General features: G+C 65.4%; 12 protein-coding genes. 8 read left to right on the top strand and 4 right to left on the bottom strand.

The annotated features are described in order from the left end of the window. Positions 1-61: 61 nt before the first annotated feature. A complete protein-coding gene (locus BMX78_RS00605) occupies positions 62-1,300 on the bottom strand; it encodes a bifunctional glycosyltransferase family 2/GtrA family protein (RefSeq protein WP_091415135.1) in 1,239 nt (412 codons plus the stop codon). Between the two features lie 183 nt (positions 1,301-1,483). On the opposite strand from BMX78_RS00605, the gene glmM reads away from it, so the two are divergent. Continuing rightward, on the top strand, positions 1,484-2,848 hold the full coding sequence (glmM, locus tag BMX78_RS00610) for a phosphoglucosamine mutase (protein WP_091415137.1): 1,365 nt from the start codon (positions 1,484-1,486) through the stop codon (positions 2,846-2,848). 61 nt (positions 2,849-2,909) lie between these two features. Here the strand turns inward: glmM and mscL are convergent, their stop codons facing one another. The 3 genes from mscL to coaA all read right to left on the bottom strand — a co-directional run bounded on the left by mscL (position 2,910) and on the right by coaA (position 5,237). Beyond that, positions 2,910-3,299, bottom strand: coding sequence for a large conductance mechanosensitive channel protein MscL (gene mscL / locus BMX78_RS00615; RefSeq protein WP_091415140.1), 390 nt, complete (start codon positions 3,297-3,299; stop codon positions 2,910-2,912). 91 nt (positions 3,300-3,390) lie between these two features. Then, positions 3,391-4,266: a M15 family metallopeptidase gene (locus BMX78_RS00620; protein ID WP_091415142.1), complete on the bottom strand. Its 876-nt coding sequence runs from the start codon at positions 4,264-4,266 to the stop codon at positions 3,391-3,393. Positions 4,267-4,271: 5 nt separating this feature from the next. Further along, complete coding sequence (coaA, locus tag BMX78_RS00625; protein WP_091415145.1) at positions 4,272-5,237, bottom strand: type I pantothenate kinase; 966 nt, start codon at positions 5,235-5,237, stop codon at positions 4,272-4,274. A gap of 136 nt (positions 5,238-5,373) precedes the next feature. Between coaA and glmS the strand changes: the two genes are divergently transcribed. From glmS to mgrA, 7 genes are all read left to right on the top strand, one after another. Beyond that, complete coding sequence (glmS, locus tag BMX78_RS00630) at positions 5,374-7,260, top strand: glutamine--fructose-6-phosphate transaminase (isomerizing) (RefSeq protein WP_091415148.1); 1,887 nt, start codon at positions 5,374-5,376, stop codon at positions 7,258-7,260. 115 nt (positions 7,261-7,375) lie between these two features. After that, positions 7,376-7,723, top strand: a complete 348-nt coding sequence (locus BMX78_RS00635) for a holo-ACP synthase (protein ID WP_013601780.1) — start codon at positions 7,376-7,378, stop codon at positions 7,721-7,723. A 26-nt stretch (positions 7,724-7,749) separates the two neighbouring features. Then, on the top strand, positions 7,750-9,345 hold the full coding sequence (locus BMX78_RS00640) for an NAD(P)H-hydrate dehydratase (RefSeq protein WP_091415150.1): 1,596 nt from the start codon (positions 7,750-7,752) through the stop codon (positions 9,343-9,345). Between the two features lie 64 nt (positions 9,346-9,409). Beyond that, on the top strand, positions 9,410-11,665 hold the full coding sequence (gene glgX, locus BMX78_RS00645) for a glycogen debranching protein GlgX (RefSeq protein WP_091415153.1): 2,256 nt from the start codon (positions 9,410-9,412) through the stop codon (positions 11,663-11,665). Next, a complete protein-coding gene (treY, locus tag BMX78_RS00650) occupies positions 11,662-13,989 on the top strand; it encodes a malto-oligosyltrehalose synthase (protein WP_091415155.1) in 2,328 nt (775 codons plus the stop codon). The genes glgX and treY overlap by 4 nt, the downstream gene beginning before the upstream one ends. After that, positions 13,986-15,755, top strand: coding sequence for a malto-oligosyltrehalose trehalohydrolase (treZ, locus tag BMX78_RS00655; RefSeq protein ID WP_091415157.1), 1,770 nt, complete (start codon positions 13,986-13,988; stop codon positions 15,753-15,755). The genes treY and treZ overlap by 4 nt, the downstream gene beginning before the upstream one ends. Before the next feature lie 103 nt (positions 15,756-15,858). After that, on the top strand, positions 15,859-16,899 hold the full coding sequence (gene mgrA, locus BMX78_RS00660) for an L-glyceraldehyde 3-phosphate reductase (protein WP_091415159.1): 1,041 nt from the start codon (positions 15,859-15,861) through the stop codon (positions 16,897-16,899). Positions 16,900-17,008: the final 109 nt, after the last annotated feature.

Raw genomic sequence — 17,008 nt, forward strand, 5'->3', positions numbered from 1 at the left:
CAAAGCCGAGTGCTGGCACGGCCTGATATCGGAGCCACTGAACGGCTCGCCTGAGCCACACTCATCGCGCAGATTCTCCGGCAGGACGAAATGCCGCCAGGGCTGACCGTTCTTCACTGCGGCCAGATCGGAAGACCCAAAGTCGCAGGAGGACGAACCTCATCAACGTCGCGAAGATGTTGGCTGCAGTCAGTGCCAAAAGCTCCAAATTCGGTGCTGCGTCTGGATTTGCGGCATGCAAAATCAGAAGGGAAGAGGACGTAATGGTCCATGCCAGGAGGAATACCATCAGGCCTTGGAACTGCTGCGTGAAGAGTTTGTCCGGCCCACTAATGCCAAACGTGAACCGGCGGTTGGCCGCTGTGTTACCTACTGCAGTCAAAAGCAGAGACAGGAAGTTCGCCTCCTGCGCGCCGAAGGGTCCTTGGAGCACGAGATACAGCAAAGCGAAGGCAAGAGTCGAGACCCCTCCCACCAGGCCAAAGCGCAACACCTGGCCAAAAAAGCTTGGCCGTCCCACTGGCACAATCGGCCGGCGTCCCAGTTCGGCGTATATCGCCTGAACTGGTATCACTCCCTTAACCAAGGACCCGGTTACCCGCACCATTCCCCGAAGATCGGCAAGGGCCGTCTGCTTGATGTCCACCCGGCTATCCGGGTCATCTACCCAATCGACAGGGATTTCATGAATGCGAAGACCTGAACGTTCGGCAATAATCAGTAGCTCTGTATCGAAGAACCAGCCGTTGTCTTCAACGTGAGGGAGCAGGCGCTTGGCAACGTCGGCCCGAATCGCCTTGAAGCCGCATTGGGCATCGGAAAAACGCACCTGCATCGTGCGGCGGAGCAGGAAATTGTAGGACCTGGAAATGAATTCCCTTTTCGGGCCTCGGCTAACGCGAGAGCTTTGCCCCAGTCGAGTGCCAATGGAGATATCGGAGTGCCCGGACAGAAGCGGAGCCACCAGAGGCGGCAAGGCTGCAAGGTCAGTGGACAGATCCACGTCCAAATACGCAAGAACCTTGGCTTCGGAAGCGCCCCAAGCGTCTCTCAGCGCGTATCCCCGTCCTTTTACCTCAAGACGGCGGTATTCAACGTTCGGCATGTGCTCGCTAAGTCGAGCGGCAATCACCGGAGTCCGGTCGGTGCTTGCATTATCGGCGATGGTTATTTTCCACGTCGACGGCATTTCGTGCGTCAGATATTCGGCGAGCCTACTGATGCTGTTTTCGAGTACCGCTTCTTCGTTGAAGACCGGTACAACAATTTCGAGCGCCAAGCCCCCATAGCTAGGTGTCATGCATGGATCGTAGAGGTGCCGAAATCTGGCTGGCGAGGCTTTTGGGCAAAGACAGGTAGCACCGAAAAAAATCAAGTAGTCCCAGTAATTACCCTGGGCTAAGGGCAGGTACTCACCAAGTAGAAGCAGCCGTGGGCGGCCGCCTACGCAGGTGCCCGCATCCCCATCCTCTAGACTTGACCGGTGTCTAGATTATTTGGAACTGATGGTGTCCGGGGGCTGGCGAACGGTCTGTTGACTGCGGAGCTTGCCATGCAGCTGGCCCAGGCGGCCGCCGTCGTACTCGGCCACGACCGCAACTCCAACGGGTCGCGGCCGCGCGCCGTGGTGGCCCGTGACCCGCGTGCCAGCGGCGAGTTCATCGCCGCCGCCGTGGAGGCAGGGCTCTCCAGCTCAGGTGTTGACGTCTACGACGCCGGCGTCCTTCCCACGCCCGCAGCGGCCTACCTTGTGGCCGACCTGGACGCCGATTTCGGTGTGATGATCTCCGCCTCGCACAACCCGGCGCCGGACAACGGCATCAAATTCTTCGCCCGCGGCGGCCAGAAGCTCCCCGATGACGTGGAGGACGCCATCGAGGCCCAGATGACCAAGGAGGCTGTCCGCCCGGTCGGTGCCGACGTCGGGCGCATCCAGCGCTTCTCGGACGCCGAGGACCGCTACATCGTCCACCTCCTGCAAACCCTGCCGCATAACCTCGAAGGACTCACCGTCGTCCTCGACTGCGCCCATGGCGCCGCGAGCGGCTGTTCGCCCCAGGTGTTCAAGGACGCGGGCGCGAATGTCATCGTCATCGGTGCGGACCCGGACGGCCACAACATCAACGACGGCGTCGGCTCCACCCACCTTGGCCCCCTCAAGGAAGCCGTGGTGAAGTACGGCGCAAACCTGGGAATCGCCCACGACGGTGACGCCGACCGCTGCCTCGCAGTGGACCACGAGGGCAACGAAGTGGACGGCGATCAGATCATGGCTATCCTCGCCGTCGCGCTGAAGAAGTCAGGCAAACTCAAGGACGATGTCCTGGTTGCCACCGTGATGAGCAACCTCGGCCTGAAGATCGCCCTCCGCGAAGCCGGCATCAGCATCCGTGAAACGGCGGTAGGGGACAGGTACGTTCTCGAGGAAATGCGCGACGGCGGCTTCAACCTTGGTGGCGAACAGTCCGGCCACGTCATCTTCGCTGACCACGCCACCACAGGCGACGGCGTCCTCACCGGGCTGCAGTTGGCCGCCCAAATCGCACTGACGGGGACCCCGCTCAAGGAACTCGCCACCGTCATGACCAAGCTTCCCCAGGTCCTCATCAACGTCAAGGGCGTGGACCGCACCAAGGTGGGCAGCAACGACGTCCTGGCCCAGGCAGTAGCATCGGCGGAAGCCGCACTGGGCGATACCGGCCGCGTCCTGCTCCGCCCGTCCGGAACCGAGCCCGTGGTGCGTGTGATGGTGGAAGCCGCCGACGAAGAGACGGCGCAATCCATCGCCGAGCACCTCGCCCAGGTGGTCCGGTCCGAGTTGGCCCTGGAGCAGCTCGTCAGCGAGTAACCAGGACAAAAACAGTGGCCCGCCTCCGTACGGAAGCGGGCCACAGGTTTAGGAGCAAACGTTAGGACGCGCGCTCCCTCAGAGCGTCCCGGATCTCCGTCAGGAGCGCGATCTGCGGATCCTCTGCGGATTCTTCCTTCACGTCCTGCTTGATCCCGAGCCGGCGGTTGCGGCGCTCGATCATGTGGTTCATGGGCAGAACCACCACGAAGTAGATGGCGGCGGCGATCAGCACGAACGAAATGACCGCGGAAATGACCCTCCCATAGAGGAAGCCCTCCCACTGCATTTCCTCGATGCCCTTCGCCTGGAACAGGAGCCCGATCAGCGGGGTGAGCAGGCCTTCGACGATTGATGTGACAACGGCGCCGAACGCGGCGCCCATCACTACAGCGACGGCAAGGTCAACAACGTTGCCCTTCATAATGAAGTTCTTGAATCCAGTCAGCATAGGAACCAAGCTAGCCCAGCAACCGTAACCGCCGGTGAAGGAGGGGTGACTTTTCCGCGCGTGTTGGGAACTAAGTACACGTACTGGTCGTTCACGGATACCCGGGCGCAGCCTCCACGCCGAAGTACTCCTCCAGCGTGTTGATGCCGCGGTTCAACATGTCCATGGCCGCTTCCGCCCCGACATACCGCAGGTGCCACGGTTCGTAGTAGTACCCCGTGATCGGGTGGAACATCCACGGATACCGCACCACAAACCCGAACCGGTGGCCGTTGGCCTTCGCCCACACAGCCGCGGGCTGGTCCGCGAAGCACGGCTGGAAGCTGCATGCGCCCCCACCGTCACCGATGTCGAACGCCCAGCCGGTCTGGTGTTCCGAGTAGCCGGGCCGGGCGCTGGCCGTGTCGGCGTCGGCCTGGCCGCGCGAGGCGACATACCCGTTGTAAGTCGCCACCTGCGTCGTATAGGAGCGGTAGCCGCTCGCGAGGACCATCGCCATGCCATCCTGCGCCGCTGCCGCGAACATCGCTTCGGCGGCCGCCGCCGTCGTGCTGTTCAGCAGCGCCGCCTCACCGGACGCTGTGGTCGCGACGGCGGGCTGCACCAGGTCAGCCGGCACATAGTCGGGCGGAACCAGCGGCCGGTGCTTGTTGACCACCAGCCACGGACTCGCGGGGTCGGTGAGTGAGAACTGCCGCGGCAACGCAGAGGAGGGTGACGGCGTGGGGGACGCCTCCGAAGGCGGGGGAGCGGCTGTGGTGCCCTCCGCCGTCGTCATCGCGGCTGCCACGGAAGGCGACGGTGACGCAGTAGGGGAGGCCGACGACGGCGCCGCCGCCTCAGGTGCAGCCGGCGCGCAGGCTGCCAGGACAGTGAGCCCTGCGCCCGCCGCGAGGAAGCGGGCGAAGCTGCGCCGGCTGGTCGCCGTCCCGGCAGGTCCGGCAGTGGTAGCGCAGTCGTAGCACACCTGTGCTAGACCTTCCGGAGCAGCATACGGCGGATCGAGTGGTCCGCATCCTTGGTGAGCACCAGCTGGGCCCGGCCACGCGTGGGGAGGACGTTCTCCTCCAGGTTGGGCTCATTGATGCGCTTCCAGATGTCCCGCGCGGTGCTCTCGGCCTCGTCATCGGACAGGCTCGCATACCGGTGGAAGTAGGACTCCGGCTGGGCGAAGGCCGTGGTGCGGAGCTTGCGGAACCTGTCCACGTACCACTCTTCAATGTAGGAGGTCTTGGCGTCCACATAGATGGAGAAGTCGAAGAAATCGCTCAGCGCCAGCCCCTGCTTGCCGTCATGCCGCGGCCGGGCCGGCGCCAGGACGTTAAGCCCCTCCACGATCAGCACGTCCGGACGGCGGACCACCACTTCCTTGCCCGGAACAATGTCGTACGTGACGTGGGAGTACCAGGGCGCCCGCACTTCCTCGGCGCCGCTCTTGATTTCGCTCACAAAACGCAGCAGCGCCCGGCGGTCGTAGGACTCCGGAAAGCCCTTGCGCTCGAGCAGCTGCCGGCGTTTCAGCTCTGCCAGCGGGTACAGGAAACCGTCCGTGGTGATCAGTTCCACGTTCGGGGTGCCGGGCCAGCGCCGCAGCATTTCGCGCAGCACACGGGCAATGGTGGACTTTCCAACGGCCACCGAGCCCGCCACACCGATCACAAACGGCGTGCGCTGGGTCTGCTCGCCCAGGAAGGTGGTGGTTGCCGCGTGCAGTTGACCGGCGGCCTCAACATACAGGTGCAGGAGCCTGGAGAGCGGCAGGTAGACCTCCCGGACTTCCTTCAAATCCAGGGGGTCGCCAAGGCCGCGGAGACGGAAGATATCCTCCTCGTTAAGAGGCTGTTCCATCTCGTCTGCGAGCCGGGACCAAGTCTGCCGGTCCAGCTCGACGAACGGGGAGACACCCTCTCCGTTCGCTTCGTTGCGTTGCACAGTCACTTTAGAGATTCTGCCCCCAGCCCGGCTGAGAGCGAAATGCGTGTGCGCTGGAGCACAGTCTCCCGCGCAACAGAAGCGGCCGGTGCGCCGCGTCCCGGTTTAAGTCCCGGGCGCCCCTGCCGATAGTCTTGAGCCTATGTGTGGAATCGTAGGATACGTGGGCCGTTCTGGTAACGGCGGAAGTCACAGTGCGCTGGATGTGGTCCTTGAAGGACTGCGCCGCCTGGAGTACCGGGGCTACGACTCCGCAGGGGTCGCTGTTGTGTCCCAGGGTTTGATTGAGTCCCGGAAAAAGTCGGGCAAACTGAGCAACCTGATTGCCGAGCTGGAAGCCCGTCCGCTGCCGGAGACGGTCACCGGGATCGGCCACACCCGCTGGGCCACGCACGGCGGTCCCACCGACCGCAATGCACACCCGCACCTGGCCGATGACGGCAAGCTCGCCGTGATCCACAACGGCATCATCGAAAACTTTGCCGAGCTCAAGCTTGAGCTGCTGGACAAGGGCGTGACCTTCCTCTCCGAGACGGACACCGAGGTGGCCGCGGCCCTGCTGGGCGACATCTTCCGGAACAAGCTCGGCGGCGACGCTTCCGACGGCGGCCTGACCCGGGCCATGGAGCTGGCCTGCCAGCGCCTGGAGGGCGCCTTCACCCTGCTCGCCGTCCACGCCGACCAGCCCGACGTGGTGGTGGCAGCCCGCCGCAACTCCCCCCTGGTGGTGGGCCTGGGCGAGGGCGAGAACTTCCTCGGCTCGGACGTGTCCGGCTTCATCGATTACACCCGCCGCGCAGTGGAGCTGGGCCAGGACCAGATCGTCACCATCACCGCGGACACCGTGCAGATCACCGACTTCTATGGCAAGCCGGCCGAGGGCAAGGAATACCACGTGGACTGGGACCCGGCCTCCGCGGAAAAGGGCGGGTTCAGCTCGTTCATGGAGAAGGAAATCCATGACCAGCCTGACGCCGTGGCGCAGACCCTGCTGGGCCGCTCGGACATCAACGGCAAACTGACGCTGGATGAGCTGCGGATCGATGTTGAACGGCTGAAACAGGTCAACAAGATCATCGTGCTGGCCTGCGGCACCGCCGCCTACGCCGGCACCGTGGCCAAGTACGCCATCGAGAACTGGTGCCGCATCCCCACCGAGGTGGAGCTCGCGCACGAGTTCCGCTACCGGGACCCCATCCTGGACGAGAACACCCTGGTGGTGTCCATCAGCCAGTCCGGCGAGACCATGGACACCCTGATGGCCGTCCGCTACGCCCGCGAACAGGGCGCCAAGACCATCTCCATCTGCAACACCAACGGCTCCACCATCCCGCGTGAGTCCGACGCCGTGCTGTACACCCACGCAGGTCCGGAAATCGCTGTGGCCTCCACCAAGGCGTTCCTGGCCCAGATCACCGCCGCATACCTGCTGGGCCTGTACCTGGCGCAGCTGCGCGGGAACATCTTCTCCGGCCAGATCAAGGACGTCCTCGCGGACCTGAACAAGATCCCCGCGAAAATCCAGAAGATCCTGGACAACGCCGGCCCGCTGCGCGAGCTCGCCCGGAGCATGGCCAACGAGAAGTCGGTACTGTTCCTGGGCCGCCACGTCGGCTACCCGGTGGCGCTCGAGGGTGCTTTGAAGCTCAAGGAAATCGCGTACATCCACGCCGAAGGCTTCGCCGCCGGTGAGCTCAAGCACGGCCCCATTGCCCTTATCGACGAAGGCCAGCCGGTGTTCGTGGTGGTCCCGTCCCCCCGCGGCCGCGAATCGCTGCACGCCAAGGTGATCAGCAACATCCAGGAAGTCCGGGCCCGCGGCGCCCGCACCCTGGTGATCGCCGAGGAAGGCGACGAAGCCGTGAAGGCCTACGCCGAGCACGTCTTCTACGTCCCGGAAACGCCCACCCTCCTGATGCCCCTGCTGACCACCGTCCCACTGCAGATCTTCGCCGCGGAACTCGCCGCAGCCAAGGGCTACGACGTGGACCAGCCCCGCAACCTCGCCAAGAGCGTCACGGTGGAGTAGTTCGTCCGCGGACAGCGAAACCCCGGGTTCACCAACCCGGGGTTTCCGCTTTTAACCCCTCCTGCCGCAGCGCCGTGGTCCGGCCAGTAACATGCGTCACCGTAGAATAAGCCGCATGATTGTTGGCATTGGCGTAGACGTTGTAGACATCGAGCGGTTCGGCCGCCAGCTTGAGCGCACCCCGGGCCTCCGGGACCGTTTGTTCGTTCCCGCCGAGCGCGAGCTGAACACCAGGTCCCTCGCCGCACGGTTCGCCGCCAAGGAAGCTGTGGCCAAGGTCCTCGGCGCGCCCGCTGGCATGAACTGGCAGGACTGCTGGATCGGCCTGGACCACAACGGCCCCACCGTCCAGGTCAAGGGCACCGTGCTGGCCGTCGCCGAGGCCAAAGGCGTCAAGCGCTGGCACCTCTCCATCAGCCACGACGGCGGCATCGCCACCGCCACGGTCCTGGCCGAAGGCTGAACCGGCGGGCCACCGCCACTGACACCGTGATCAGCGCCTACACAGGAAAACAGGTCCGGCAGGCCGAGGAACCACTCCTCGCTGCCGGACTCGGTGATGTCCTGATGCAGCGCGCCGCGCACGGGTTGGCGAACGCCATCATCCGGGAGCTCAAAGTCCGCGGCCTCCGGACGTACGGTGCGCGCGTAGTAGTCCTCGCCGGAAAAGGAAACAACGGCGGCGACGGCCTGTATGCTGCAGCGTTCCTCGCCGCCCGCGGCATGCGTACGACGGCGATACTCACCGCAGATTCCGCCCATCCCCAGGCGTCGGCTGCTTTTGAGCGCGCAGGCGGGCGGGCCCGTCACCTTACTGATGAGGCACTCGGCGAGCTGGCAGCAGAAACGGCACGCGCCGACGTCGTCATTGATGCGGTGCTGGGAACCGGTGCCAAGGGTGGGCTGCGGGGGAGTGCCGCCAGCCTGGTCGACGCCATCAACGAGGCCCGCTCCCGACCTGGCACCGCGGGCTTTGTGGTCGCGTGCGACCTGCCCAGCGGCGTGGACGCGGATAGCGGCGGGGTCTCCGAGCCGGTTCTTTCAGCTGACCTCACGGTCACCTTCGGAGCAGCCAAAGTAGGCCTGCTGGCCGACCCCGGCGCTGACCATGCCGGGAGGGTGGAAGTGGTGGCCATTGGCATCGAGGAGCAGCTCGACAGGCCGGAGTTGCGCAGGCTCGAGGAGGCTGACATCGCCCGCCTCCTGCCGCATCCCGCGCGGCGGGCCCATAAATATTCACGCGGAGTGCTGGGCGTGGTGGCCGGCTCGGCAGACTATCCCGGCGCAGCAGTCCTCGCCTGCCGTGGCGCCCTGGCCGCTGGAGTGGGGATGGTCCGGTACCTGGGGCCGCCCGAGGTGGCTGATCTGGTGCGCCAGTCCTGCCCCGAGGTGGTCTGCAGTACCGGCGCTGTGGCGGAGAACCGGGTCCAGGCCTGGCTGGTGGGCTCCGGAATGGGGCCGGACGACCATGACCAGCTGCAGCGCGCCAGGGACGCCATCGCGTCAGGCCTGCCTGTGGTGGCCGATGCCGGCGCGCTGCCCGCCCTTCCCGAAGTCCTGGCGCCACATGTGGTCCTGACCCCGCACGCCGGGGAGCTCGCCGCACTGCTGAAGAGGCTGGGCGGCGACGAGGACCGTGCGGCCGTGGAAGCCGGAACCCTTGCTGCTGTCCGCCGGGCGGCTGCCCTGACCCGCGCCACGGTCCTGCTTAAGGGGGCCACCACGCTGGTGGCGGCCCCAAGCGGGGACGTTTTCAGCCAGGCCGACGGCACTCCGTGGCTCGCCACTGCAGGCAGCGGCGACGTCCTGGCCGGTGTTATCGGTGCACTGCTCGCCCAGTCGGGTGCCGACGTCGGACGCTACAGTGAGGTGGGCGTGGAACCGGACGTGCGCTGGGCTGCGGTGGCCGCGCTGGGAGCGGCGCTGCACGGTAAAGCCGGGAGGGCGGCGTCGGACGCTGTCAGCGGCGGCCCGATCGCTGCTGGCGGAATCGCGGCGGCCTTGCCTGGCGTATGGGGTAAAGTAAGCACGCTTAGTAACTCTGGGGTCCGGAAACGTAATAGTCACACCTTGCCGTTACGGTAGGCAATAGTTCGCACCTGCAGTAGGGGCCCTTGGTTTTTGCTGTGGAATCACAAAGAGGAGCATTATGGAAGTCTGGCCTGGATCGGCTTATCCCCTTGGCGCCACGTACAACGGAACCGGCACCAACTTTGCCCTGTTCAGCGAACGAGCAGAAAAAGTCGAGCTCTGCCTCTTCGACGACGACGGCAAGGAAACCCGCATTCCCCTGGACGAGGTGGACGGGTACGTCTGGCACTGCTACATCCCGCAGATCCAGCCGGGCCAGAAGTACGGCTACCGCGTCCACGGACCCTACGACCCCGCGTCCGGCAACCGTTTCAACCCCAACAAGCTCCTGTTGGACCCGTACGCCAAGGCCGTCCACGGCCAGGTGGACTGGGACCCGTCGCTGTTCACCTACAACCTGGGCGAGCCGGACTCCATCAACAACGAGGACTCCGCCAGCCACATGATGATGGGCGTGGTGATCAACCCGTTCTTCGACTGGGACGGTGACCAGAACCTCCGGATTCCCTACCACCAGTCGGTCATCTACGAAGCCCACGTCAAGGGCCTCACCCAGCTCCACCCGGAAATTCCCGAAGAGCAGCGCGGCACGTACGCCGGCGTGGCCCACCCGGCCGTCATCTCACACCTCCAGAAGCTCGGCGTCACTGCCATCGAGCTCATGCCGGTGCACCAGTTCGTCAATGACGGCACCCTGCAGGACAAGGGCCTGAACAACTACTGGGGCTACAACACCATCGGCTTCTTCGCACCGCAGAACACCTACAGCTCCACCGGCGATACCGGCCAGCAGGTCCAGGACTTCAAAGCGATGGTCCGTTCGCTGCACAAAGCCGGTATCGAGGTCATCCTGGACGTGGTGTACAACCACACTGCCGAAGGCAACCACCTAGGCCCCACGCTGTCCTTCAAGGGCATCGACAACGCCGCCTACTACCGGTTGATGGAGGGCGACGAAAAGCACTACATGGACTACACCGGCACCGGCAACTCCCTGAACGTCCGCCAGCCGCACTCCCTGCAGCTGCTGATGGACTCGCTGCGCTACTGGGTTTCCGAAATGCACGTGGACGGTTTCCGCTTCGACCTCGCCTCCACCCTGGCCCGCGAGTTCTACGATGTGGACAAGCTCTCCACCTTCTTCGAACTCATCCAGCAGGACCCGGTTGTCTCCCAGGTCAAGCTCATCGCCGAGCCCTGGGACGTGGGTCCCGGCGGTTACCAGGTGGGCAACTTCCCGCCGCAGTGGACAGAGTGGAACGGCAAGTACCGCGACACCGTGCGCGACTTCTGGCGTGGCGAGCCTGCAACCCTGGGCGAGTTTGCCTCCCGCATCACCGGTTCGGCGGACCTGTACGAGCACTCCGGCCGCCGCCCCGTGGCGTCTATCAACTTCGTCACCGCGCACGACGGCTTCACCCTTTCAGACCTGGTGTCCTACAACGAGAAGCACAACGACGCCAACGGCGAGGGCAACAACGACGGCGAATCCCACAACCGTTCGTGGAACTGCGGCGTGGAAGGCCCCACGGACGATCCCGAGGTCCTGTCGCTGCGGGCCCGCCAGCAGCGGAACTTCATCGCCTCGCTGCTGCTGTCCCAGGGCGTGCCCATGCTCCTGCACGGCGACGAGCTGGGACGCACCCAGCAGGGGAACAACAACGGCTACTGCCAGGACTCCGAGCTGACCTGGGTCAACTGGGAATCCATTGACCAGCCGCTGGTGGAGTTCACAGCCGCCGTGAACGCCTTGCGCGCCAAGCACCCCACGTTCCGCCGCAGCCGCTTCTTCGATGGCCGGCCGGTGCTGCGCGGCCAAGGCGAACGGCTGCCGGACATTGTATGGCTCGATCCCGACGGCGAAACCATGAAGCCCGAGGCCTGGGACAGCGGCTTTGGCCGCTCGGTGGGCGTCTTCCTGAACGGAGACGGCATCCAGGGCAAGGACGCGCGCGGGCGCAGGATTACCGACGTCAACTTCCTGCTGTACTTCAACGCCCACGACGACACCGTCAAGTTCACCCTGCCTTCGGACGAGTACGCGCCGGCCTGGGACATCATCATCGACACCGCCGGGCAAAACGCTGATACCGAACCCGTCAACGCCGGACAGCCGCTGCCCGTGGAGGCCAAGTCCCTGGTGGTCCTGCGCGCCCACACCATCGAGGAAGTTGAGCCGGACCACTCGGTGGCGGCGTCCTTGGCTGCCCTGACCCAGACCTCCACCAGCGAGACTGAATCCCTCAGCACCCCCATGGTGGCAGAGCCGGGGAAGACCACGAAGGTGGGCTCGCGAAAGGCTTCGAAGAAATGAGGGTCCCCGCCTCCACCTACCGGCTGCAGATCCGCCGCAGCTTCACCCTGTTCGATGCTGCGGAGCAGGTTCCGTACCTGAAATCGCTGGGCGTGGACTGGGTGTACCTTTCGCCGATCCTCACCGCGGAGCAGGGCTCGGACCACGGCTATGACGTGACCGACCCCTCCGCAGTGGATCCGGAACGCGGCGGCCCGGAAGGGCTGCTGGCCCTGTCCAAAGCTGCGCGCGAGCACGGCATGGGTGTCCTGGTGGACATCGTGCCCAACCACGTGGGCGTCGCGACTCCGGCGCAGAACCCCTGGTGGTGGTCCCTGCTCAAGGAAGGGCAGGGTTCGCCGTACGCCGAGGCGTTCGACGTCGAGTGGGAGCTGGCCGGTGGGAAGCTTCGGCTGCCCATGTTGGGTTCGGACGAGGACCTGGACAAGCTGGAGATCAAGGACGGCGAGCTCCGCTACTACGACCACCGCTTCCCGATCGCCGACGGCACGTACTCCGACGGCGATTCGCCGCAGGAGGTGCACAGCCGCCAGCACTATGAGCTGATCGGCTGGCGCCGAGCGGATGCCGAGCTGAACTATCGGCGTTTCTTCGCCGTCACCACGCTGGCCGGTATCCGGGTGGAAACCCCGCGCGTGTTCCAGGAAGCCCATGCCGAAGTGGGCCGCTGGTGCAAAGAGGGGCTGGTGGACGGGCTGCGGGTGGACCACCCGGACGGCCTGGCCGACCCCGCCGGCTACCTGCGCTGGCTGAAGGACCTCAGCGGCGGGGCCTACATCCTCGTGGAGAAGATCCTGGAGCCGGGCGAAACCCTGCCGCAGGACTTCGCCACCGAAGGAACCACCGGGTACGACGCCCTGGCTGACGTGGACCGGGTATTTGTTGACCCCGCAGGCGAGCAGCCCCTCAACGAGCTTGACGCCAAGCTCCGGGAGTCTGCCGCACCCGCGGACTACGCCGAAATGGTCCGTGGCACCAAGCGGATGATCGCTGACGGCATCCTCCGGTCCGAGGTGCTGCGCCTGGCCCGCCTGGTTCCCGAGTCCCACGGGCTTCCGGTGGAACAGGCCGCTGACGCCCTGGCGGAAATCATCGCCGCCTTCCCGGTGTACCGGACCTACCTGCCCACGGGGGCGGAGATCCTCAAGGAGGCCTGCGAGTCCGCCGCGGCCTACCGGCCAGAGTTGGAGGTTGCGGTGGGAACGCTGCTGCCGCTGCTCCTGGACCCGGCCAACCCCATCGCGGTCCGGTTCCAGCAGACCTCCGGGATGGTCATGGCCAAGGGCGTGGAGGACACCGCCTTCTACCGCTACACCCGGTTGGGCACGTTGACGGAGGTGGGCGCTGAACCTACCGAGTTCTCCGTGTCCACGGATGAGTTCCACCAGCGGATGCTGCGCCGGCAGGAACAGCTTCCGCTCTCCATGACCACGTTGTCCACGCACGATACCAAGCGCAGCGAGGACGCCCGGGCCCGGATCTCCGTCATCGCCGAACTGCCCCAGGAGTGGGCGGCCACCCTGAACACGCTCCGCGAACTGGCGCCGATTCCGGACGGCCCGTACGAGAACCTGCTGTGGCAGGCCATTATCGGAGCCTGGCCGGCAAGCAGGGAACGGCTCCAGGGCTATGCCGAAAAGGCTGCCCGGGAAGCCGGCAACTCCACCATGTGGACGGACCCCAACGAGGAGTTTGAGTCCAGCGTCAAGGCGGCTGTTGATGCCGTGTTCGACGAGCCTCGGGTCACCCAAGTGGTGGAGGACTTCGTTGCACGCATTGATTCTTACGCCGCGTCCAACTCCGTTTCCGCCAAACTGGTCCAGCTGACCATGCCCGGCGTCCCGGACGTGTACCAGGGCAGCGAGTTCTGGGAACGTTCGTTGACTGACCCGGACAACCGGCGGCCGGTGGACTTTACAGTCCGGCAGCAGGAGTTGGCAAAGCTCGACGGCGGTACGTTGCCTGAGGCGGGAACGGAAACCAGCAAGCTCCTGGTCACCTCCCGCGCACTCCGGCTGCGCCGCGATAGGCCCGAACTGTTCCAGGGCTACACCCCGGTGAACGCGTCCGGTGCTGCTGCCGGGCACCTGCTCGCGTTCCACCGCGGGGCATCGGATGCTCCGGGTGCGCTGACGCTGGCCACCCGGCTGCCTGCAGGACTCGGGACGGCCGGCGGCTGGCGGGACACCGTCGTCGAACTTCCGTCTGCCATGCGGGACGAGCTGACGGGGGCCGCTTACGGTCCCGGCAGCGTTTCGGTTGCGGATGTGCTGGGTACCTACCCGGTGGCTTTGCTGGCACCGGTGGATGGAGAACAGGCATGACCCTCGTCAACAGCGGCCCCGGACGTTTCGACGTCTGGGCGCCGGACGCGCATTCGGTGATCCTGCAGGCGGACGGCCGGCAGTATCCGATGCTGAAGAAGGAGACGGCGCCCGGGCACGACGGGTGGTGGACCGCACCGGACGCACCCGGTGAGGGCGAAGTGGATTATGGCTACCTGCTGGACGGCGACGGACACCCGCTGCCCGATCCGCGCTCGCGCCGGCTGCCCGCTGGAGTCCACGAGCTCTCCCGCACCTTTGACCCCGCCGCGCACAACTGGCAGGACGGCGGCTGGAAAGGCAAGGACCTGCAGGGCTCGGTCATCTACGAACTGCACGTGGGCACGTTCACTCCCGAGGGCACGCTGGACGCCGCCGCCGGAAAGCTTGGCTACCTGGCGGACCTCGGCGTCGACTTCGTGGAACTGCTCCCGGTCAACGGCTTCAACGGCACCCACAACTGGGGTTACGACGGCGTGCAGTGGTACGCGGTCCACGAGGGGTACGGCGGTCCGCAGGCCTACCAGCGGTTTGTGGACGCCGCCCATGCGGCCGGCATCGGCGTCATCCAGGACGTGGTGTACAACCACCTTGGCCCCAGCGGTAACTATTTGCCGAAGTTCGGACCCTATCTGAAGCAGGGGGACGCCAACACCTGGGGTGATTCGGTGAACCTGGATGGCCCCGGCTCGGACGTGGTGCGCGAGTACATCCTGGACAACCTCGCACTGTGGCTCCGGGACTACCACGTGGACGGGCTCCGGCTGGATGCCGTGCACGCCCTGCGCGATGAGCGGGCCGTGCACATCCTGGAGGAGTTCGGTGCCGTGGGCGATGCCATCTCGGCTGAAACCGGGCTGCCGAAAACCCTGATCGCTGAGTCGGACCTGAACAACCCGCGCCTGATCTACCCCCGCGACGCCAACGGCTACGGCCTGGACGGACAGTGGAGCGACGACTTCCACCACGCCGTGCACGTCAATGTCAGCGGCGAAACCACCGGGTACTACTCCGACTTTGCGTCCCTGGCGGTTCTGGCGAAGGTCCTGAAGGACGGGTTCCTGCATGACGGCAGTTACTCCAGCTTCCGCGGCCGGCACCACGGCCGTCCCATCAATGCGGCGCTGGCTCACCCTGCGGCACTGGTGGTGTGCAACCAGAACCACGACCAGATTGGCAACCGGGCCACCGGGGACCGGCTCTCACAGTCGCTGTCCTACGGGCAACTGGCCGTGGCCGCCGTGCTCACGCTCACGTCTCCTTTCACTCCGATGCTGTTTATGGGTGAAGAGTTCGCGGCGAGCACGCCCTGGCAGTTCTTCACCTCGCACCCGGAACCTGAGCTCGGCAAGGCTACGGCGGAAGGCCGGATCAAGGAGTTCGAGCGGATGGGGTGGGATCCCGCCGTCGTTCCCGATCCCCAGGATCCCGAGACCTTCCGCCGGTCCAAGCTCAACTGGGACGAAGCATCGGCCGGGGACCACGCGCGCCTCCTGGAGCTTTACCGCTCCCTCACGGCGCTGCGCCGCGAGTATTCCGAGCTTGCCGGCCTTGGCTTCGGCGAGACGGACGTCACGTTCGACGACGACGCCGGCTGGCTGCGGTTCCGCCGGGGAAGCGTCGAGGTGGTGCTGAACTTCTCCGACGCCAAGCTGCGGCTGGACGACGTTTCGGGGACAGCCCTGCTGACTACCGACGACGGAACAGGCCTTGACGGCGAAGCCCTCGCCCTGGCGCCGTGGAGCGCAGCAATCCTGAAATCCTGATTCCTGCTGGAAAGTTACGCCGCCGGCTGGGCTCTGTCAGCCCGCGGCGTAACTTTTCCCGCCACCCTCTGTAGCGCCGGTCACAACTGGCAGGATGGAACGTATGACTTATTCCGCGGCGGAAAACCGCTACGAGACCATGCCCTACCGCCGGGTGGGCCGCAGCGGCCTGAAGCTCCCGGCCATCTCGCTGGGCCTCTGGCACAACTTCGGCGACGACAAGCGCTTTGACGAACAGCGCGCCATCCTGCGGCGTGCCTTCGACCTGGGCGTCAACCACTTCGACCTCGCCAACAACTACGGCCCGCCGGACGGCTCAGCCGAAACCAACTTTGGCCGGCACCTCAAGGACGACTTCAAGCCGTACCGTGACGAGCTGGTCATCTCCACCAAGGCCGGCTACTACATGTGGCCCGGGCCTTATGGCGAGTGGGGCTCCCGCAAGTACCTGATCTCCAGCCTGGACCAGTCACTGCAGCGCATGGGCCTGGACTACGTGGACATTTTCTACAGCCACCGGCCGGATCCCGAAACACCGCTCGAAGAGACCATGGGTGCCCTGGATTACGCCGTGCGTTCGGGCAAGGCCCTGTACGCGGGGATCTCGTCCTACACCCCGGAACAGACCCTGGAGGCAGCCCGGATCCTGAAGGAACTCGGCACGCCGCTGCTGATCCACCAGCCCAGTTACTCCATGCTCAACAGGTGGACCGAGAACGGCAGCCCCAACCTGTACGAGGCATTGGACCAGGTGGGGGCCGGTTCCATCGCCTTTTCGCCGCTGGCCCAGGGCATGCTCACCAACCGCTACCTCAACGGCATCCCTGCTGACTCCCGGGCGGCCAAGGCCCGGTTCCTGTCCGAGGACGCCATCACGGACGAGAAGCTGGAGCGGATCCGAGGCCTGCATGCCATCGCCGAGGGCCGCGGCCAGACGCTGGCGCAGATGGCCATCGCCTGGATCCTGCGGGACCAGCCCAAGGGGTCGCCGGTAACTTCGGCACTGGTTGGCGCCTCCAGCGTTGCACAGCTGGAGGACACCCTGTCCGCCATCAACAACCTCGAATTCACCGCCGACGAGTTGACTGCCATCGACGAGTTTGCCGTGGAATCGGACATCAACCTCTGGAAACAGCCGGTCTGATTTCCGTCCTGCCATTCCAACAGGCGGGACGGGGGAACAAGCCTCCGTCCCGCTGTGTTGGGTAGTATGAAAAGGCGCCGCGCGGCGCCGAGCCTGCCGGCCGTCGTCG

Source organism: Arthrobacter sp. OV608 (genome assembly GCA_900110595.1).
Classification (GTDB): Bacteria; Actinomycetota; Actinomycetes; order Actinomycetales; family Micrococcaceae; genus Arthrobacter.

What these genes read in the sequence shown, in the direction of transcription:
- BMX78_RS00605 (WP_091415135.1), bottom strand. Translation starts at nt 1,300, where the DNA reads ATGACACCTAGCTATGGGGGCTTGGCGCTCGAAATTGTTGTACCGGTC.
- mscL (WP_091415140.1), bottom strand. Translation starts at nt 3,299, where the DNA reads ATGCTGACTGGATTCAAGAACTTCATTATGAAGGGCAACGTTGTTGAC.
- glmS (WP_091415148.1), top strand. Translation starts at nt 5,374, where the DNA reads ATGTGTGGAATCGTAGGATACGTGGGCCGTTCTGGTAACGGCGGAAGT.
- BMX78_RS00635 (WP_013601780.1), top strand. Translation starts at nt 7,376, where the DNA reads ATGATTGTTGGCATTGGCGTAGACGTTGTAGACATCGAGCGGTTCGGC.
- glgX (WP_091415153.1), top strand. Translation starts at nt 9,410, where the DNA reads ATGGAAGTCTGGCCTGGATCGGCTTATCCCCTTGGCGCCACGTACAAC.
- treY (WP_091415155.1), top strand. Translation starts at nt 11,662, where the DNA reads ATGAGGGTCCCCGCCTCCACCTACCGGCTGCAGATCCGCCGCAGCTTC.
- treZ (WP_091415157.1), top strand. Translation starts at nt 13,986, where the DNA reads ATGACCCTCGTCAACAGCGGCCCCGGACGTTTCGACGTCTGGGCGCCG.
- mgrA (WP_091415159.1), top strand. Translation starts at nt 15,859, where the DNA reads ATGACTTATTCCGCGGCGGAAAACCGCTACGAGACCATGCCCTACCGC.